The 18,460-nt window shown below is 34.7% G+C and carries 29 protein-coding genes and 1 tRNA gene; 20 read left to right on the top strand and 10 right to left on the bottom strand.

Annotated features, from left to right (window positions below):
- Positions 1-5 precede the first annotated feature (5 nt).
- Positions 6-1,289 (top strand): NYN domain-containing protein, encoded by a 1,284-nt coding sequence (locus AsFPU1_RS15845; RefSeq protein WP_124974467.1) that lies wholly within the window; start codon positions 6-8, stop codon positions 1,287-1,289.
- A 125-nt stretch (positions 1,290-1,414) separates the two neighbouring features.
- On the opposite strand, the gene AsFPU1_RS15840 is transcribed toward AsFPU1_RS15845, so the two are convergent.
- Entirely contained in the window at positions 1,415-1,822 is a 408-nt protein-coding gene (locus AsFPU1_RS15840) for a putative toxin-antitoxin system toxin component, PIN family (RefSeq protein ID WP_124974465.1), read from the bottom strand.
- A 2-nt stretch (positions 1,823-1,824) separates the two neighbouring features.
- Positions 1,825-2,064, bottom strand: coding sequence for a hypothetical protein (locus AsFPU1_RS15835; RefSeq protein ID WP_124974463.1), 240 nt, complete (start codon positions 2,062-2,064; stop codon positions 1,825-1,827).
- Between the two features lie 43 nt (positions 2,065-2,107).
- On the opposite strand from AsFPU1_RS15835, the gene AsFPU1_RS22735 reads away from it, so the two are divergent.
- Both AsFPU1_RS22735 and AsFPU1_RS15830 read left to right on the top strand, forming a co-directional pair.
- Complete coding sequence (locus AsFPU1_RS22735; protein WP_172957492.1) at positions 2,108-2,278, top strand: hypothetical protein; 171 nt, start codon at positions 2,108-2,110, stop codon at positions 2,276-2,278.
- 14 nt (positions 2,279-2,292) lie between these two features.
- Positions 2,293-2,865, top strand: coding sequence for a DUF3782 domain-containing protein (locus tag AsFPU1_RS15830; protein WP_124974461.1), 573 nt, complete (start codon positions 2,293-2,295; stop codon positions 2,863-2,865).
- Positions 2,866-2,933: 68 nt separating this feature from the next.
- On the opposite strand, the gene AsFPU1_RS15825 is transcribed toward AsFPU1_RS15830, so the two are convergent.
- The 4 genes from AsFPU1_RS15825 to AsFPU1_RS15810 form a co-directional block, all read right to left on the bottom strand.
- Complete coding sequence (locus AsFPU1_RS15825) at positions 2,934-4,622, bottom strand: NAD+ synthase (RefSeq protein WP_125061136.1); 1,689 nt, start codon at positions 4,620-4,622, stop codon at positions 2,934-2,936.
- Between the two features lie 19 nt (positions 4,623-4,641).
- Complete coding sequence (locus AsFPU1_RS15820) at positions 4,642-5,364, bottom strand: NUDIX hydrolase (RefSeq protein WP_124972449.1); 723 nt, start codon at positions 5,362-5,364, stop codon at positions 4,642-4,644.
- Positions 5,361-5,927 carry a nicotinate-nucleotide adenylyltransferase gene (locus AsFPU1_RS15815; protein ID WP_124972451.1) on the bottom strand — a complete coding sequence of 189 codons (567 nt, stop codon included), beginning with the start codon at positions 5,925-5,927 and terminating at the stop codon, positions 5,361-5,363. Before AsFPU1_RS15815 ends, AsFPU1_RS15820 begins: the two co-directional genes overlap by 4 nt.
- A gap of 199 nt (positions 5,928-6,126) precedes the next feature.
- Positions 6,127-6,345 (bottom strand): hypothetical protein, encoded by a 219-nt coding sequence (locus AsFPU1_RS15810; RefSeq protein ID WP_227873398.1) that lies wholly within the window; start codon positions 6,343-6,345, stop codon positions 6,127-6,129.
- Between the two features lie 233 nt (positions 6,346-6,578).
- On the opposite strand from AsFPU1_RS15810, the gene AsFPU1_RS15805 reads away from it, so the two are divergent.
- Together AsFPU1_RS15805 and AsFPU1_RS15800 are read left to right on the top strand one after the other, a co-directional pair.
- Complete coding sequence (locus AsFPU1_RS15805; protein WP_227873399.1) at positions 6,579-7,370, top strand: Fic family protein; 792 nt, start codon at positions 6,579-6,581, stop codon at positions 7,368-7,370.
- A gap of 305 nt (positions 7,371-7,675) precedes the next feature.
- Positions 7,676-7,825: an isochorismate synthase gene (locus AsFPU1_RS15800; protein ID WP_124972453.1), complete on the top strand. Its 150-nt coding sequence runs from the start codon at positions 7,676-7,678 to the stop codon at positions 7,823-7,825.
- Positions 7,826-7,974: 149 nt separating this feature from the next.
- Here AsFPU1_RS15800 and AsFPU1_RS15795 read toward each other — a convergent pair whose 3' ends face one another.
- Together AsFPU1_RS15795 and AsFPU1_RS15790 are read right to left on the bottom strand one after the other, a co-directional pair.
- The gene (locus AsFPU1_RS15795; RefSeq protein WP_227873400.1) at positions 7,975-8,370 is read right to left on the bottom strand and encodes a hypothetical protein; all 396 of its coding nucleotides are present in this window, start codon (positions 8,368-8,370) and stop codon (positions 7,975-7,977) included.
- A gap of 69 nt (positions 8,371-8,439) precedes the next feature.
- Positions 8,440-8,511, bottom strand: a tRNA-Val gene (locus tag AsFPU1_RS15790).
- A 55-nt stretch (positions 8,512-8,566) separates the two neighbouring features.
- Here AsFPU1_RS15790 and AsFPU1_RS15785 point away from each other — a divergent pair.
- Positions 8,567-9,136: a metal-binding protein gene (locus AsFPU1_RS15785; protein WP_124972465.1), complete on the top strand. Its 570-nt coding sequence runs from the start codon at positions 8,567-8,569 to the stop codon at positions 9,134-9,136.
- Positions 9,137-9,249: 113 nt separating this feature from the next.
- On the top strand, positions 9,250-9,627 hold the full coding sequence (locus AsFPU1_RS15780; RefSeq protein WP_124972467.1) for a phasin family protein: 378 nt from the start codon (positions 9,250-9,252) through the stop codon (positions 9,625-9,627).
- A gap of 97 nt (positions 9,628-9,724) precedes the next feature.
- Here AsFPU1_RS15780 and AsFPU1_RS15775 read toward each other — a convergent pair whose 3' ends face one another.
- Together AsFPU1_RS15775 and thrC are read right to left on the bottom strand one after the other, a co-directional pair.
- The gene (locus tag AsFPU1_RS15775; protein WP_124972469.1) at positions 9,725-10,000 is read right to left on the bottom strand and encodes a MoaD/ThiS family protein; all 276 of its coding nucleotides are present in this window, start codon (positions 9,998-10,000) and stop codon (positions 9,725-9,727) included.
- A gap of 242 nt (positions 10,001-10,242) precedes the next feature.
- Positions 10,243-11,544: a threonine synthase gene (gene thrC / locus AsFPU1_RS15770; protein WP_124972471.1), complete on the bottom strand. Its 1,302-nt coding sequence runs from the start codon at positions 11,542-11,544 to the stop codon at positions 10,243-10,245.
- A gap of 255 nt (positions 11,545-11,799) precedes the next feature.
- Between thrC and AsFPU1_RS15765 the strand changes: the two genes are divergently transcribed.
- The 13 genes from AsFPU1_RS15765 (at position 11,800) to AsFPU1_RS15715 (ending at position 18,381) form a co-directional block, all read left to right on the top strand.
- On the top strand, positions 11,800-12,294 hold the full coding sequence (locus AsFPU1_RS15765) for a hypothetical protein (RefSeq protein WP_124972473.1): 495 nt from the start codon (positions 11,800-11,802) through the stop codon (positions 12,292-12,294).
- 175 nt (positions 12,295-12,469) lie between these two features.
- Positions 12,470-12,649 carry a DUF6888 family protein gene (locus tag AsFPU1_RS15760; RefSeq protein WP_124972475.1) on the top strand — a complete coding sequence of 60 codons (180 nt, stop codon included), beginning with the start codon at positions 12,470-12,472 and terminating at the stop codon, positions 12,647-12,649.
- Positions 12,649-12,840: a DUF6887 family protein gene (locus tag AsFPU1_RS15755; RefSeq protein WP_124972477.1), complete on the top strand. Its 192-nt coding sequence runs from the start codon at positions 12,649-12,651 to the stop codon at positions 12,838-12,840. Before AsFPU1_RS15760 ends, AsFPU1_RS15755 begins: the two co-directional genes overlap by 1 nt.
- 199 nt (positions 12,841-13,039) lie before the next feature.
- Entirely contained in the window at positions 13,040-13,399 is a 360-nt protein-coding gene (locus AsFPU1_RS15750; protein WP_124972479.1) for a nucleotidyltransferase domain-containing protein, read from the top strand.
- Positions 13,396-13,776, top strand: a complete 381-nt coding sequence (locus AsFPU1_RS15745) for a HEPN domain-containing protein (protein WP_124972481.1) — start codon at positions 13,396-13,398, stop codon at positions 13,774-13,776. Before AsFPU1_RS15750 ends, AsFPU1_RS15745 begins: the two co-directional genes overlap by 4 nt.
- A 108-nt stretch (positions 13,777-13,884) precedes the next feature.
- A complete protein-coding gene (locus AsFPU1_RS23585; protein ID WP_438357503.1) occupies positions 13,885-14,016 on the top strand; it encodes a DUF6888 family protein in 132 nt (43 codons plus the stop codon).
- Positions 14,017-14,025: 9 nt separating this feature from the next.
- Complete coding sequence (locus AsFPU1_RS23335) at positions 14,026-14,160, top strand: hypothetical protein (protein ID WP_265415808.1); 135 nt, start codon at positions 14,026-14,028, stop codon at positions 14,158-14,160.
- A gap of 67 nt (positions 14,161-14,227) precedes the next feature.
- Positions 14,228-14,425, top strand: a complete 198-nt coding sequence (locus AsFPU1_RS15740; protein WP_227873401.1) for a BrnT family toxin — start codon at positions 14,228-14,230, stop codon at positions 14,423-14,425.
- A 142-nt stretch (positions 14,426-14,567) separates the two neighbouring features.
- Positions 14,568-14,816, top strand: coding sequence for a DUF4160 domain-containing protein (locus AsFPU1_RS15735; protein ID WP_124972483.1), 249 nt, complete (start codon positions 14,568-14,570; stop codon positions 14,814-14,816).
- Positions 14,817-14,820: 4 nt separating this feature from the next.
- Positions 14,821-15,066 (top strand): DUF2442 domain-containing protein, encoded by a 246-nt coding sequence (locus AsFPU1_RS15730; RefSeq protein WP_124972485.1) that lies wholly within the window; start codon positions 14,821-14,823, stop codon positions 15,064-15,066.
- 557 nt (positions 15,067-15,623) lie between these two features.
- On the top strand, positions 15,624-16,232 hold the full coding sequence (gene pyrE / locus AsFPU1_RS15725) for an orotate phosphoribosyltransferase (RefSeq protein WP_124972487.1): 609 nt from the start codon (positions 15,624-15,626) through the stop codon (positions 16,230-16,232).
- 278 nt (positions 16,233-16,510) lie between these two features.
- Complete coding sequence (locus AsFPU1_RS15720) at positions 16,511-17,149, top strand: PEP-CTERM sorting domain-containing protein (protein WP_124972489.1); 639 nt, start codon at positions 16,511-16,513, stop codon at positions 17,147-17,149.
- A 173-nt stretch (positions 17,150-17,322) separates the two neighbouring features.
- Entirely contained in the window at positions 17,323-18,381 is a 1,059-nt protein-coding gene (locus tag AsFPU1_RS15715; RefSeq protein WP_124972491.1) for a hypothetical protein, read from the top strand.
- Positions 18,382-18,460 lie beyond the last annotated feature (79 nt).

Raw genomic sequence — 18,460 nt, 5'->3', positions numbered from 1 at the left:
AATTTATGCAACGATATGCCGCAATTTTCTATGATGTCGAGAACCTACTAAAAGGCTATAATGCTTCTCAAAATTATCTCAATAGTATTTCTCTTAAAGAAATTTTTCTAGAGATTAAGTCGAGAGGTGATATTGAACGAATTGCTGTTCAACGTGCTTATGCAAATTGGAGTGATTCTCGTCTCAGTATCATGAAAGGAGAAATTAATGAATTAGGTATTGATCCTATTCAAATTTTTGGTTTTTCTCGATATCAGAAAAAAAATGCGGCTGATATTCAATTAGCGGTTGATGCGATGGATATTGCTTATATTAGACCATTAATTGATGTGTTTGTTATTGTTTCGGGTGATGGGGGTTTTTCTTCTTTAGCTAAAAAGCTTCATGAGTATGGTAAATCGGTTATTGGTTGTGCTTATGAATCATCTACTAATAAAATTTTTGCCTCTGTTTGTGATGTTTTTATCGGCATTAATGAACCAGAAGAAACTGACATTGAAACCTCTAGTATTGATGTAACTCTCAAAATTACGAATCCTAAAGTTTTGAGAATGTCGAGTCAAATAGACAGATTAGTTAGTGAAGATAAAAACGAAATTATTAAGCACTCAAAAGGCATTATTCAATGGTTTATTAAAGACCCAGAGACTTCTAAGGATTTAGCTAAGGATGGGATTTTTTTATCGGTAGTTAAAGAAGCGTTTAAATATGGAATTAATAATTTTGATCCTGCTTTATTAGGCTTTGCCAAATTTGTTAATTTTCTTCAATTTATATGTACTAATACAGATATTATGGTTTTGAATTCTGCAAAATTTGAGGTTAAACTAGCTTTTAGAAATACAGTAATAAATGGCTTTAATGTTTTACCAGATTTAGATGATAATTATCTCCATTCTGTGGACAATTATAAATCTATTTTAGCCCAAAATCCACCACGAATGAGGATTAGCAATTTTAATGATTTAAGAATTATTGCGGTGGGTATATCTCGTCTGGTTCAACTTAATCATACTCTAGATAGTTTACTGGAATATATTAATGAATTAAATGTTAATTTGGATAATGAAAGTGTTAATGGGTGTATTTTTACCTTAATTCATTCTGATATTTTTATCAGACAACCGGAAGAAAGTCCCTTATCTGAACAAATTTTAACTTTAAAAGATGAATATCACAATCCTGATCTTATTATCACAAAAGTTCAACAAATGATGTACAAAAAGTTATCTTCATTTTGGGGAGATTCTTTTAAGGATGATATTTTTAAAGCTTTAATTTCAGAATAAATTACTTTGTCTATCATCTAACTTTAATTTTTTATCAGTAATTATGCTGGTATATTTAAACATATAATATCATTGCAAGTACAAAGAAGCAGAACGAATCAATATATCTATTTTTGATGCTATTTTTAGCAAATTAAATTTCTAAATTCTGCCGCATTTATAATAGCAATGCCTTGATAATTTTTAAGGGGTAATAAGTGTTTTTTATCCCCTGTAACAATATAATTTGCTTTGCTCATAATCGCACATTCTAAAATAATATCGTCATCAGAATCACTTTCAATAACTTTCAAAATTCTATTAATTTTGATAATTCGAGTAAAGCTTAGTAAATCAGCGATTGTATCTGTAATATATACATCAGAAAAATTAAGTTTAACTTGTAATTTTTCAATAAGTTTATCCAGAATTTCTTTACAGGTAACAGATTCAATGATTCCTTGACGAGCTAATTCTACACAAAAGTATGGAGTTCCTTTCCAACCAATAGCAGATATTAAAATATTCGTATCAAACACAACTACTGGAATCATATTTATTCTTCATGAACTAAATCATCAACAAAGGATTCTTTTTCTTCTTCTATCATTTCTTCCCAGTTTAAACCTTTTTCTTGACAGAGTTGTTTTAACTGTTGCTGTGCATAGTCCATTCTTTCTTGGCGTTTTTTACTTGCTTCTTGCGCTAATTCCAGCAATAGAGAATATTTGTTTTCAAACGGTAGTTGTTTGACTAACTCGATAACTTGTTGATCTGTTAAACTGAGGTTAGGCATTGTTATTATTAGACTATTATTTTTAATATAATTATAGCAGAAGATGGAAAAATTAGCACAAGCACGGTTACAACATGGGGATAAAATATTGAGTGATAGTACTGAAAATATTCGGATTATAAATGACCAATACACTAACACCTTGAAAGGTGCAGTTACCCAAACAAAGCCCACCTTCGCGGGCTTTTCGGCTAAAATTATAAATATCAAATAAATGGAGATCATACCATGACAACAACTGCCGATGATGTCTGGCGTTTATTAGCAGAATTAACGACTGCTCAAAAAGAAACAGAACGGCTATTACAACAACAATCTCAGGAAACAGACCGCCGTTTTCAAGAAACAGACCGCAGAATCCGCGAAGTTAGCAAAGAAATCGGTAATCTTGGTGGTAAATGGGGGCGTTTTGTGGAAAACATGGTAGCACCTGCCTGTGAAACTATATTTTTAAAACGAGGGATTCCCGTTCATCAAGTCAGTCAAAGGGTTAGAAAAAGATTAAATGGAGAAACTTTAGAAATTGATGTTTTGGTAATAAATGAAAATCATGTTTTAGTAGTAGAAGTTAAAAGTAGTTTAGGAGTAGATGATATTCAAGAATTAAGGGAAGATTTAACCAAGTTTAGATTATTCTTTCCTGAATATAACCAAAAACAATTATATGGTGCAGTTGCAGGTATTGAAATAGAAGAAGGTGCGGATAAATATGCCTATCGTCAAGGTTTTTTTGTATTAGCACAGTCAGGAGAATCGGTGGCAATTTTAAATAATCTTGATTTTCAGCCGAAAAATTGGTAATTTTAACTTAAAAATACCAAAAAATTAGATACGATATTATTTACTTGGGATGGGTTAAACCCTTAGACTTAATCAATTTTCCAACGACTAGCAATAGGCATTCTCCAACCTGTACCGAATGCTCTATCTGTAACTTTTAGTCCTGGAGGTGCTTGTTTTCGCTTAAACTCAGCACGAATAACTAATTTTAAAACCTTATTAATGGTTTCTAAATCAAACCCCGCTTGACTAATTTCTGTAACCGATTGATGATGATGAATTAATCGCTCTAAAATTTCGTCTAGAATCTCATAAGGAGGCAAAGAATCTTGATCAACTTGATTGGGTCTTAATTCCGCACTAGGGGGCTTAATTAAGACATTATGGGGAATAACATCTCCCTGACGATTTAACCACTTACACAGAGCAAAAACACGGGTTTTAGGAACATCTGAAATAACCGCTAATCCCCCATTCATATCCCCATATAAAGTACAATATCCCACAGCCATTTCTGATTTATTCCCAGTTGATAACAGAAGATGACCAAATTTATTAGACATTGCCATTAATAAATTACCCCGAATACGGGATTGCATATTTTCTTCAGCAACTCCAAATTCTGACCCTAAAAATATCGATTCTAACAGCTTATCATAGCTGTTCATAATCTCTCCAATGGGCAATAAATAACTCTTAATTCCTAAATTTTTAACTAATGCTTCAGCATCTTTAATAGAATGTTCTGAACTAAAAAGAGAAGGCATTAATAAACCTAAAACATTATCTTTTCCTAATGCTTCTGTAGCAATAGCAGCCACTAAAGAAGAATCAATACCCCCACTTAATCCTAAAACAACTTTAGAAAAACCACATTTTTTAGTATAATCTTTTAATCCTAAAACTAAAGCTGACCATAATTCTTCTTCCTCTGTTTCTGACAATAAATTGATTATCTTGGGTTGTAGATTTTTGCTTATTTCATCAAATTCAATTACTGTAAAATCTTCTTGAAATGCTTTACTTCTTAAGACAATTTCTCCTTGACGATTAACGGCAAAACTACTACCATCAAAAATTAGATCATCATTTCCCCCTATTTGATTAGCATAAATAATCGGGATTTGATACCTTTGACTACTATGTTTTAACATTGCTTCTCGTAACTTTTGTTTTCCTACACAATAGGGAGAAGCAGATAAATTAACCACCCAGTCAACCCCAATATTAACTAAGTCTTGAATAGGATTATCTTCATAGTATTTTTCTCCCCAAAACTCCTCATCATTCCATAAATCCTCACAAATCGTTACCCCTATTTTTAAAGGATTAGAATCATTAAAATTAGAGGATAATGTAAAATAATTACTCTGTCTTCCTGGTTCAAAATATCGCCCTTCATCAAAAACATCATAAGTGGGTAAAAGACGCTTATGAAAAATTTGTTTAACTTGTTTATTTTCTAATAAGGCAATACTATTATAAAGCAGTTTTTCTCCTTTAATTTTAGCATTTTGGTTAATCTCAACAGTTCCTACTAAAACAGCTAAATTTGGCGGTAAAATTTGTGCTAATTTTTCTAATTCAATAGATACAGATTGAATAAAACTAGGATTTAATAATAAGTCACGGGGAGGATAACCACACAAAGATAATTCAGGAGTTAATAACAATCTAACATTTTGATTAGCCGCTAAAATAGCCATTTCATAAATTTTTTGAGCATTATTAGTGAGATTACCAATAATCGGATTAAGTTGAGCGATCGCAATTTTCATAATCAGTAAAAATGAGAGGTTAAACAAAAACAAAAGGTTTATCTTTTAAGGGTGCAAATGCTTCAGCATCAAACCGATATAAACTTGCCGGTCTTCCTGCACCCCTAGATACTTTTACCCCTGTATCTAAGAGAAAACCTAATTTTAATAAGCGAGAACGAAAATTAGAATAATCAGCAAAATTTTCCCCTAAAATAGTCATATAAAACTGATAAAGATCATTTAAAGTAAATAATTCTGGTAACACATTAAAAGCAATAGGACTATATTCTAATTTACTTCGTAATCGTTGATAACCATAGCTAAAAATTTCATTATGATCAAAAGCTAATTGAGGTATTCTTTCAATCATATACCAAGATGTTTTATGTAAATTATCACTAATTAATTGTGTATCTTCAAAGCGAACTAAAGCAAAATAACTCACAGAAAGATAACGCACCCCATAACTATCAGGAGATTCTCTCGGATCTCGATTCGGGCCGCCAAAAGTATATAATTGCTCTAAATAAAGATTATCAACCCTAATTTTTTCCGCTAAAATTCTGTGAGCAGCCTTCTCTAAAGATTCTCCTTTTCTAACTAAAGTTCCTGGTAAACCCCATTGATTAACAAATGGATGATCAGTCCTTTTTATTAATAACACTAATAACCGATTTTGTTGAGTATCCACAGAAAAAATAACGTTATCAACCCCAACTTTAAAATCTGCTAATACTAGCTTATTCTCCTCTGATATCATACGTAAAGTTGCTCTTGATAAATATACTTTTGGATGGGAGGAATCAACACATTTTGATTGTGATTTTCTCGATAAGCAGTAGAAGAAACTTCCGGTGCATCTAAATCAGCTACACTATAGTTTCCTCCCAATTCTTCTAATGCTTTTAAATCAGATTCATAGATAACATATCCAGGACGAGGAACCACTAAAATATTGACTTCTTTTAATAATTCATCAATGTGATACCAACGACGAATTTGACCGATTAAATCCGACCCAATAACTAATGTATAATCATGATCTTTACCCCAAATTTCTTTAGCTTTAGTCACACTAATTAAACTGCGTCTATGACTTAATAACTCAGACAAATAAATATTATCTTGAGTAGGTTTAATGTCATCAATCAATAACTGTAACATAGCCATACGATGACCTAAAGAAGTTTGATGATTTTTGAACGGATTATCCGAGGCCCAAACCGCTACTTTATCATAATGATTAGATAACCAACCTAAAATAGATTGATGTCCAGCAGTTGGGGGGTCAGCACTGGTACCAAATAAGGCAATTTTTGTCACTTTTATTCACTCCTAAAGAATTATCTAACTAAACTAATAAACAGGTTCTCTCAATATCTTTGTAAAAACTGCATAATCAGCTACAATATTTCAACTGGTGCGTTACGATGCCAATAAAAACTTATTGGTTTTTCCTCAAAATGATTGCCGCGTCTAACTCACTCTACAATCTACATTTATTATTACCACTAAACATTATTTAACTCAACTTTTCCAAATAATCCCACCCCTGAGTCAATCCCATAGCGATTAAATAACCCAAGGAGTCGGGAAGATGACACACAAATAGTTTAAAACTGGCCCGACTTTGGGTCAATCCTTCTGCGACATAGCAAGCTGTCATTGTGAGTTGATACAAGTCCCTCAGAAGGCTATATTCTTCTGGATTTAAGGTCAATTCTCGGTCTTCTGTTGGCATGATTTAACCTATGTGGGGTTGAACTTTATTATAGTAAATATCACCATAAATATTTTGTCAAGAACTAAAACAAAGTAGGTTGGGTTGAGGAACGAAACCCAACACATTAAGTACCTGAACAAAAATAAACGTTTTATATCCCTTTGAAGGGGTTAAGTTAAGCGATCGCGGCTATTGAAACCTTATTAAGTAACCTAGATCCAGATCAGTTTACCAGTCGAGATGAACAAGAAGTGGCTGGCTATGCAGAAGTTATGGAAATATTATTTAATAGTTGGGAAACGATTCCAATTACGGAAAATTATCTTAAACAACTCCATTCTATTTTACTAAAATATAGCGATAAAGATGAAAGACACAGAGGAAATTATAAATCTATTGAGAATCATATTGAAGCCTTTAATCAAGAAGGAAAAAGTTTAGGGATTATCTTAGAAACGGCTTCCACTTTTGACACCCCATTATTAATGGAGTCATTGATAATTTGGACTCGTAATGCCATTGAAGAAAAACAGATTCATCCGCTAATAATCATCGGAATTTTTGTTGTTCAATTTCTGGCTATTCATCCCTTTCAAGATGGAAATGGAAGGATTTCTCGCATTGTTACGACTTGGTTATTATTAAAAACAGGCTATACTTATGTACCTTATAGTTCCCTAGAAACCATTATTGAAGAGAATAAAGAGAGTTACTACCTCGCTTTAAGACAAACTCAAAAAAGTTTTAAAACCGACTCTCCTAATTATACCCCTTGGTTGTTATTTTTTTTGCGCTCACTGAAACGACAAAAAGATCGATTAGAGAAAAAATTAGAAAGGGAATTAATCTTTCCAATGGCTTTCCCTGAGTTATCTGTAAAAATTTTAGAATTAGTGAAAGAACAGGGTAGAATTACCACAAGAGAAATAGAGGATTATACGTCAGAAAGCCGTAGTACCATTAAAGCGAGACTGAATGAATTATGTCAACAAAAACAATTAACCCGACACGGAAAAGGACGTTCAACTTGGTATAGTCTATAAAAATTGTCTGGGGTGTTGAAAAATCACGAATTTAGCATTCAAGAGCTAAATCTTTGGTTAAAATGTGGTAATAGTAGAGAAGGGATCAAGCAAATGTTATCCTAAAAGACACATTACTTTATAAAAAGTAACAATAAACCGATTTTAAGCAAAGTATTACAAAGAAAATTCAAGATTTATATCAAAGCGAGCTAACGAAGGATAAATGATCAGATAATCAGATCAGAAGGGAAGATTAAGTTTCTCTCAAGTTAAGACCTTAAAAATTGCTCAAGAAACTTTAAATAGAGTTAGAGGCAGGTGTTATGAATATTAACCAAATGTTGCAAGGTGTCATTCAATATTTTACTGAAGGGTTTGCGCGGATTTTTAGTCCAGCTAAAGATGACTATAAAGATATTGGGGTACAACCCTATGAATGTGAACCCTATCATAAACCAGTGGATGAAATGTAAGAAAATGGATAATGAATAATTGACAATGGATAATTGTTCATTGTAAAAAGTGATTCTGATATTGATGTGTAACACAGTGTTCAGAAGTGGTGGAGTTTAAGTAAAAACCCCACCATTTAATTTGATTTTTGAAAAATATTATAGAGTTTTTACTTTTCCCAGTCAGGACAATGAAGGTCATCCCAACCATGAGGGTGCATAGCACAAACTAATAGACTTCTGCCATAAATATGTCCGTGATAGTGACAACACCCTTGACAGGCCGGATGAACATTAGAAGTGGGATCAAGTTTAGGAGAAAGCATCGAATCAGGATCAAATGTTTCCCCATCCCAAAAAATCCTTTCTTCTTCGATAGAAATCTCAATAATAGGGTCAAAAACAACTTCTAAAAATTGCTCAATATCTCTTACAATTTCATCTTGGATATCTTCGGCCACTTCTTCAGCTATGTGGCTGACTTCCTCGAAGAAATCTTCAACCGCAACTGTTACCGTTTCTACCCATTCTATCAAGTCCTTTGGCCAGTCTTCCATATCACTCATTTATATTGCACTTGATCTTAAATAATAGAGGAATTGGCCCAGTTTTTTAATAGCTAATCAAGGTTATAATGGGCGATACTGGATTTGAACCAGTGACGTCCTGCTTGTAAGGCAGGCGCTCTACCGCTGAGCTAATCGCCCCAACTTATGCTTTACTATCATAACATACCTTTCTTAAAAAATCAAAACTTTTTTTATGCCGTCTGGCCGTACCCATGATCGCATTACTTACTTAAGTTTACCCCTGATAGCTGGATTAGCCTATTTATTCACCCATCAGCCAGATTTAACCGTCATAGTAACGGGAGGTTATTTTTTTAGTGGATTGATGTTTGGCCCTGATTTGGATATTTACTCAATTCAGTATAAACGTTGGGGGATATTCCGTTGGCTTTGGCTTCCTTATCAGTCTCACCTCAAACATCGGTCTTTTTTATCTCACGGGTTCCTTATTGGCACAATTTTACGCTTACTATATCTAGGTACTATTCTGAGTTTGGCTGCTATTCCCATTTTAGCTATCTCACAACTTTTAGGAGTATTTACTTGGAATTGGCAAAATTTTAGAGATAATACCCTGTCTTTGTTCTTAAATCAATATTTTGACCAAGCGATCGCACTTTTTATTGGTTTAGAATTAGGAGCTATGAGTCATTCTATCAGTGATCATGTGGGAACTTGGCTGAAACGTTCTCAGAATAAAAATAAAAAAAAAGACGCTAAAAAACAGACTAATAAGCGAAAAAATAGTCGAAAACGTTATTAAATAAATATTCTGTATCTCAAAAACCTCTAGGGGTCAACGGTACTTGACCCCGATAAAAGTCAAAATTTGTTAAAACTAAAGATAGCAAATCAATTAAAGGAAGATATCTAAATATGCCTAGTTTAGGTGATCTGGTTCAAAAAGCACTTTATCTAGGAGTGGGAATAGCTTCTTATGCAACAGAAAAGGCTGGAGTTACCCTGCAAGAGATAAGGGCGCAAGGGCAAAAACTCGCTGATGAAATGGTAGCACGGGGAGAAATGACTGCTGAAGAAGCGCGAAAATATGTTGATGACTTAATTCAACAAGCACAACAAAACCCTCCTACAACTTCTAATACCTCTGAAACAAAGGAACCCCGTCGTATTGAAATCATCTCAGAGGATGAGGAGGAATCTAACTCTCCTCAGTCTGAAAATGTAGATGATCTACAAAAACAGCTAGAATATTTACAAGAGGAACTAAAACGGTTAAAACGTGAGAAACCTTGATAAATCCCATAGAAAAAGTTTAGGGTAAACTCACTCTACCCTAAAACCATTCACATTGACAAAGAAAAACTAAAAAATAGACCCGGTAGTTGTGATTTTAACCCCCGGCCACCGCAGGAACAATACTCACTTCATCCCCATCTTTTAGGGCAGTGTTAGTATTATCTAAAAAGCGAATATCTTCACTGTTGACGTAAAAATTGAGGAAGCGACGGGGAGAACCTGTTTCATCACATAAACGGTCTTTTATCCCTGGAAAAGTCACTTCAAGAGACTCAAGTAATTCGGTGAAATTATTCGCGCTACATTCACAAGTAGCTTTATTCTCAGTGTATTTTTGCAGAGGAGTGGGGATTAATACTTTAACAGCCATAATGATTGAATAACAAACGGATAATAATCAATTATCGAAAATATTAGGGAAAATTTCAGCCGTTAGAGTTAAAGTTTTCCTTAAGAAACCCTAACGACTATGCCTTCAACCTAAACGTTGAAGCTAGATAAACGAAGTCTACCGTCGTAGACTTTTCATCTATTAGCCCACGAAGGTGGGCTTTGTTTTAGTAGCTGCACCTTTTAAGGTGTCAGCATCTGATGAAATAGCCCTACCTTAAACTAGACTAGAACTTGTTGCCATTCGAGACGTTCTAGGGTGCGTGACCGTTCTAAAGCACGTTCAAAACTGTCAAGTTTGGGTTCAATAAATAAAGGTTCTCCAATATAACCTTGTACCGCTTCTTGAGTTTTTAATCCATTGCCGGTGATATAAACTACCGTAGTTTCTTCAGGATCAATTTTTCCCGCTTCTACTAATTTCTTCAACACTGCAACAGTTGTTCCGCCTGCAGTTTCGGTGAAAATGCCTTCAGTTTCCGCTAATAATTTGATGCCTTCGATAATTTCTGCATCATTGACACTTTCAATATTGCCGTTAGTTTTACGAGCAATATCTAAGGCATAATAACCATCAGCCGGATTACCAATAGCGATAGACTTAGCAATAGTATCAGGTTTAACAGGTGTGACAAAATCCCGTCCTTCTCTGAAAGCTGTGGCAATAGGAGAACATCCTTCTGCTTGTGCGCCACTAAAACGAACAGCTTTATCTTCCACTAATCCGACTTTAACAAATTCTTGGAAGCCTTTATAAATCTTGGTGTAGAGAGAACCAGAGGCTAAGGGGGCCACAATATGGTCAGGTAATTTCCAGCCTAACTGTTCTGCTACCTCAAACCCTAATGTCTTGGAACCTTCAGAATAATAGGGACGTAGATTAATGTTAACAAAGCCCCATCCGTAAGTATTTCCTACTTCACAACAGAGACGGTTTACTTGGTCGTAGTTGCCTTTAACCGCCATTACAGTAGGATTATAGATGAGGGTTCCTAATACCTTTCCGGCTTCTAAATCAGCAGGAATGAACACACAACAGTCTAAACCTGCGTAAGCGGCAATAGCAGCGGTAGAATTGGCTAAATTTCCGGTACTAGCACAAGAAACGGTGGTAAATCCTAATTCTTTAGCGCGAGTCAAAGCAACGGAGACGACTCTATCCTTAAAACTAAGGGTAGGCATATTAACCGCATCATTTTTGATGTAGAGATTCTTTAGACCCAGGCGACGGGCGAGACGGTTAGATTTAACGAGAGGGGTCATCCCTGTGCCAACATCAATAGGATTTTCGCTTTCTACGGGCAAAAATGCTTTATAACGCCAGATTGAGTTGGGGCCCGTAGAAATAGTTTCACGGGTTACTTGACGACGAATGGCATCGTAGTCATAAGCGACTTCTAGGGGTGAAAAGGTTTCTTCACAGACATGAAGGGCTTTGAGGGGATATTTAACGCCACCTTCTTTAGATACGAGGTGAGTAAACGTCGGGGTAAAACCTGTTTGAGTTTGGGTTGCCTGGGTCATAGTTGGGTACTCGATGGTTCTTTGTCAATCTTCTTGGATAGTAACACGGTCAAAAATGCGCGTCAAATATACCCGATAAATTTAGTCGGGATTGATTTTGGGGTAGGGGTCAAATTATTTTTTGATCGTTGTAACACTTAATTAAGGGATCAAGTTTTTAGTGGCGAAAAGTCAATATTTTGTGCTAGAAGGGTAAAAATTCTGAATACTCATTTATATATATAGCTAAGGAACACAACAATCTGGTGGAAGCATATGCAAACATTGACAAGTCTCACCAATACTTTTCTGGAATCGTTGGGTAATGCGATGAATACATTACTCAACTGGGCAATCATTTTCATTCAAATTATTGCTTCTCTTATATATTTGCTTCTTGTAGCTCTTGCTACTATTTCTGTCGAAATTTATCACTGGTTAGCTAAATCATTGCGTTGGCTTTTTGGTGCTGCAATAACTTTTATTCATTGGCTTGATGCCTCTTTGCATATTTCTGAAAATGGTTTTCTTTATGGTTTTAGCATTGTAATAGTTATTTTGGTATTTATGTTGGTACTGCTAGTAGGTTTGAGTTCTCGAACGAGGGATCTGGAGGATCAAAATCGTTCGCTTCATCAACAAAATGCAAATTTGTTGTCACAGCAACGTGCATTGGACAACAAGCTTGAAGAGGATAGAAGGGCGCGAAGGGTTCAAAACATAGTCAACGGTGCAGTGAAAGTTGGTCAGTTCTTTCTTGGTGGCGAATAAATATCTGGCGTTGCCGAATGATGCGGATCTTGTAGGGTGCGTTAATGAAATGTAACGCACCTAATTTATGGTTATTCATTAATTAATTTAATGGTGGATTACGCTTTGCTAATCCACCCTACAGCGATCAGTTGATTAGGTTATAATTTTTGTTAAAATAGGGAGTTATGATAAATTGCCAACCTCAGCACAATCTATTCAAGATGTTATTCTTTGTCAGTGGTTATCTAATAGTTATCAACCCATCAATATTTTTCGTTATGACTCTAAATTAAAAACGATTTATATTCAAGGGGGTGTCAATGATGAAATTGCATTAGTAATTTATTCTGATGGAAACTGGAGGTTTTTCTAATGGTTGATCTAACTCAAATGACCGTAACAGAATTAAAACAATATTTATCTAAAAATCGCAGTGATGATGAGAAATTTAGTGAAGCATTAGCAGAATTATTAAAGCGAGATCCAAATCCTGTAATATATTCCAAAGATATACCCTTGGAGGAACAAGAACGAATTTTCATGGAAAAAATAGCAAAACATTAGCGATCGCCGACCTTGTAGGGTGCGTTAATGAAATGTAACGCACCTAATTTATGGTTATTCATTAATTGATTTAATGGTGGATTACGCGTAGGCTAATCCACCCTACAGCGATCGCTGTAGGGTGGGTTGAGGAACGAAACCCAACGCAATAGATAAAATACTCGATTTAGAATTTTAATTAACAAAAAACAAATTTATCATGGATACTTCCTTAATTCAAAATCTTAGTTTTTCTAAACAACATCCTCACCTTCCCGAAATTCTAGAAAAATTTAAACAACAAATCAAAAATATTTATCAAGAGCAATTAGTTAAATTAATTCTCTTTGGCTCCCAAGCGAAACGACAAGCCAAACCTGAATCAGATATTGATATTTTAGTGATTTTAAAAGATAAGCTGATTAACGATGAGCAACATCAGGAAATCATTAATCTTATCTCTGATTTGTGTTTAGAATATGAAGTGCTAATTAGTTGTGTTTATGTTAGTGAAGCTCAATTTAACCAAGAAAAAAGTCCATTGCTCCTAAATATTGAGCGAGAGGGAATTATTTTATGAAAATTGAACAACAACAGTTATTAGAAAAAGCTAGAGAAAGTTTACAGGCTGCACAATTATTAGCCAATAACAACTTACTCGCCTTTGCAACCGCAAGAGCTTATTATTCAATGTTTTATATTGCACAAGCATTTCTATTAGGAGAAAACTTAACTTTTTTCAGCCATTCAGCCGTTATTGCTGCCTTTGGCAAAACCTTTATCAAAACAAAACGCCTGCCTGTAGAATATCACCGTTATTTAATTGACGCACAGGAACAACCAACAGATGCGGACTATAGCCTTACTCCGAATATTACCTCAAAAAAAGCCCAAGATATTATAGAGAAAGCTCAAAGAATGCTCGATTTTGCTCAAGAAAATATTGAAGCGGTATAAAGTGCGATCGCACTTTTCTATAATGGGATCAGTTGATTAGGTTATAATTTTTGTTAAAATAAGGAGTCTGATAAATTGCCAACCTCAGCACAATCTATTTAAGCTGTTATTCTTTCTCAGTGGTTATCTAATGGTTATCCACTCATCAATATTTTTCGTTATGACTCCAAATTAAAAACGATTTATATTCAAGGGGGTGTCAATGATGAAATTGCCTTAGTGCGATCGCGGATCTTGTAGGGTGCGTTAATGAAATGTAACGCACCTAATTTATTGGGTTATTCATTAATTGATTTAATGGTGGATTACGCGCAGGCTAATCCACCCTACAGCGATCGCGGACGAGTGCAGGTTGGGTTGAAGAACGAAACCCAACAATCATAAATATATACTATATTGAATAACTGATTTTTGCCCTATACTAATTGACTAGACAGAAAATTTCGGTAGTATGGAGATAGAATGGGACAAAGATAAAGCTGCCTCAAATTTAATAAAACATAACATTGATTTTGAGGATGCAAAAAATATTTTTCTAGACCCAAACCGCCTAGAAAGAGAAGATAAACGCAATTATGGTGAAACTAGAATTCAAGTAATTGGTATAGTTAATCAAGTAGTTTTGGGTTGGTTCACACGTAGAGTATGACATATTACTAGAACTATTGTAGTGCGGTCTGCTTCGCAGTGCCTTCGGCAACGCGGATCTTGTAGGTTGGTTTGAGGAACGAAACCCAGTAAGTTTTGTTATAATATTTTGGTCATAAAGAAAGACCTCTAAAAATAGATTTATGCCAGAAATTACTCGATTTTATGGAATTATCATTAAACTCTTTTTTGCCGATCATCCACCTCCCCATTTTCATGCGATTTATGGAGACTATAACGCCCTATTTAACCTGGAAACCTTAGAAATCATTGAAGGAGATTTACCCAATAGAGCCACAAAAATGGTTGTAGAATGGGCAACAATCTATCAACTAGAATTATTGAAAATGTGGAACACTCAAGAATTCAACAAATTACCACCTTTGAAATAAAACAATGCTTTACCCAAAAATCACATCAGCAGAAATCTTTGAAAATTACACTTTATTAGTGCATTTTTCTAATCATCAAGCTAGAAAATATAACTGTGAAAAGCTACTAGAAAAAATGATATTTTCTAGCCTTAAAAATTACGCTTTCTTTAAAAACTTTCAACTCGATCCATCAGGTAGCGGAATCATTTGGAATGATGAAATTGATATAAGCGAGTATGAAATTTGGATCAATGGAATTGAACTATGATCCTTTTATTTCCTAACATCATAATATACAGTGCGATCGCGGATCTTGTAGGGTGCGTTAATGAAATGTAACGCACCTAATTTATTGAGTTATTTATTAATTACCTGAGTTCGACATAAAGCGAACATCTGAAACTTATATCTAAGAATACTTACAAGTCAAATAGTCTTAGTTTACTATTGTCAATTAGTTTCAGTTAATGACAAAAAGCCCGCGATCGCGGGCTTTATTGATTCTTTATTGAGAATATTCTTAATAAGCAGCAGAAACAACCCGACAATGAAACCTCTTAAGCGAAGCTGGACAAAGGTTTTGGCTATTTCAGTTATATCGAACTCAGGTTAATTGATTTAATGGAGGAGAAACTGCCGTTGGCAAAAATTCATCTCACCGCTAACCTGTCGGTGTGGCGGGAGTCCTCTTTTTGCATTTAAGATAGGGCAAAAGTGAAGGGTTTTCCCTTCATTTTTGCTGGTCTGCAACCACCCGTATTTTAGCGAATTTTCCGCAAAAATACCCCGCTTCTTAAGGAAATAATCGGAGTTTTTCTCAACACTATGACTTCTTCTTCTCCAGCAGCTATTTCAGTCTCTACGGCTGATTTATCGATGTTACGTTCTTATCTTCTCGATTTATTGGTTAAGCGTGCTTATCAAGAAGGAGATTTTATTCTCTCTTCTGGACAACCCAGTTCTTACTATATTAATGGTAAACAAGTTACTCTCAATGCCGAAGGTTCTTTAGCCATTGGCCGTTTACTCCTATCTCTTTTACCTAAAGATACCCAAGCTGTGGCAGGATTGACTTTAGGGGCTGATCCCATCGTTACTGCCGTTAGTGTAGTGTCTGCTTATGAAAATCGTCCTCTAGATGCCTTAATTATTCGTAAAGAAGCTAAAGGCCATGGCACACAAGCTTATATTGAAGGCCCCACCTTACCCCCAGAAGCTAAGGTCGTTGTCTTAGAAGATGTGGTAACTACAGGTAAGTCCGCCATGTTAGCCGTAGAACGATTACGGAATGTTGGTTATCAAGTAGAACAAATTATCGCTCTAGTTGATCGTGAACAAGGAGGGGCCGCTTTTTATCAGTCTCAAAGCTTAAGTTTTCAGCCTCTTTTTTCGATTCGGGAGATTCAACAAGCTTACCAAGCAATTAATCAATAATTATTTATTCTGTGCCAAAAGTATCGTCTTTTGGCACATTTAATTATAAAATAAACCTTAAATTAACTTCTTTTCTCAATTATTAATAAAGAATAATTAATCAATAAAATACATTTCTTTAGTTTGATTTAAAATTCTTAATAATAAGTTTTTTAAGTTTATAAAATACCACAAAAATTACCCTCAAATTTGTGAATTTTATCAAAAAACAAAGATAGAATTTTGGTGCAAGAAGAACTCTTGAGTCCTAAACTTGATATTTAGTTCCCTTAAAGATCATGAAAAAATCATTAATCATTACTCTAGGAAGCTTTTTTGTTCTGAGTGGAGCAATGAAAATTGAAGTAATCCAAGGAGCCACCATTGAAAATAGCTTTGGGCTGAATAATCCTCAAAAAACTATTACTTTTGATGACCCGATTTTTGACGATGGAAATCTTCTAACGAATGAATATGCTAATTTTGGATTGGAATTTGATCCAGGACTTTTTTTTATATTTCCTTTACCTTCAAATCCTCCTTTACCGAATCTTGGTCTAGGAGGAGTCACTAACTCCTCTATTTTATCAGAGTTTTCTCTTAAATTTCTTGAGGATCAAACATCCGCCGCTTTTTCTATGAGTACTGCTCCCACTATATCCAACTTTACCGCTTTACTTAATGGTTCAGTCGTCGAATCATTTCAAGCAATGACTGACTTTACTCAAACTAATAATTTCTTTGGATTTAAAGATATCCTCTTTAATGAAATCCGTATTAATTTTGCCAATAATAATCAGACTATTCCTAACGCTATTATTGGTGAAGTTCAATTTGGTAATTCTGTAGAACCCCCCCTTGAAGTTCCTGAACCTAGTTCTGTAATGAGCTTATTAGTAATAGGACTTTTTGGCATTCATGCCACTAGAAAAAGTTAATCATACATCAATCGCTTTTTAAGCAATATTTTGCGCAAAATTTGCCTATCCTGTTAGTCCTGATGACTTTTGGGGAAACATAGAGATGTAGCATTAAACTGCTGTCAAATAGTTTAAGTGTTTTTTTATTTGACCAAGTTTATTACGCTTTAGGATGGTACAGGAAAAACTTTATGGATAAATTTACTGAAATTACAACTTCAATTTCCCCAGAAATCACAACAAAGACTAATGATGTCCCTTGGTGGAATCGCCCTGTAGTAGGTGAAAAAAGTATTCTAAAAGATTTATTGGGAAAATTAAGTAAAACTGAAGTCTCCGAAAGTGCCTTAGTTTTGCATAACCGAGAAATGAATGATCTGCGGGTTTTTGCCAAAACTGCCCAAGCGATTGATAATGAAAAGTTTGGTAAAGAAGAATTTTTAATCTTTGTTAAGATTAAATATATGTTAGTTAAAAACGTTGATAAATACAAAGGCATTTATGATAGTTTGCGACTGCTTCAGGTAGCTATTGAGGCCAAAGATAGCTTTATCTCCATTGACCAAACAGAATTAAGATATCGAGGTTCTAAACAACAGGAATTTTACGATTTTGTCCAAGAATTATTAGAAGATCACGAAAATACAGCTACCTTTCGCCAGCAAACTCAAGAAAAACTCATCGAACTTCTGCCCCAAGTTAAAACAGATGAGGGTAAAATTGCCTTGCAATCTTACGCTAAACACCTCGATAAACTCTCAGAACATGAATTAGGATTAAAACTACTCTGTTTATTCAAAGCTTATCAACTGGCTGACTATTCTATCTTACGAGTCATATCAGAAATGATTCAAAATCTCGGAAAAAGCGATTTACAAGATTTTAGGAGTTTAGTCGCTCTGGTTATGGTTAATTATAGTGTTTTTGAGAAACTACGAGGCATTATTGGACTCTCACACTCCCAAAGTAACCCAGAAACCTATACTCGCATGATCCAATATATCGCCCTTTCTAACCGATATTCTATTTCTTACATCAAATTTGACGAATTAATGAAGGTTATGCGTAAATGGTTCAGACCTTACTACGCTATTATGGGGATTCGTCAAGAACATCCCCCCACAGAATATAAACAACCGAAAGAGTTTGGGGAAGCTATTCCAGGAGAGGAAATCTATGAAAAATACAGAAAATGGCTGAAAAATAAAAAAACGGGTATGACTTATGTAGATTTTGGTGACGAAACATAGATTAGATCTCCGAGCATCTTGGTATAAAATGTATATTAATAAGCTACAATACTTAATATGGTGGGTTACGACGCGCCTT

The organism is Aphanothece sacrum FPU1, from assembly GCF_003864295.1.
Taxonomy (GTDB): Bacteria; Cyanobacteriota; Cyanobacteriia; order Cyanobacteriales; family Microcystaceae; genus Aphanothece_B; species Aphanothece_B sacrum.
Note: the sequence above shows the minus strand (reverse complement) of the source record. Positions and strands in the feature narration are given on the sequence as shown.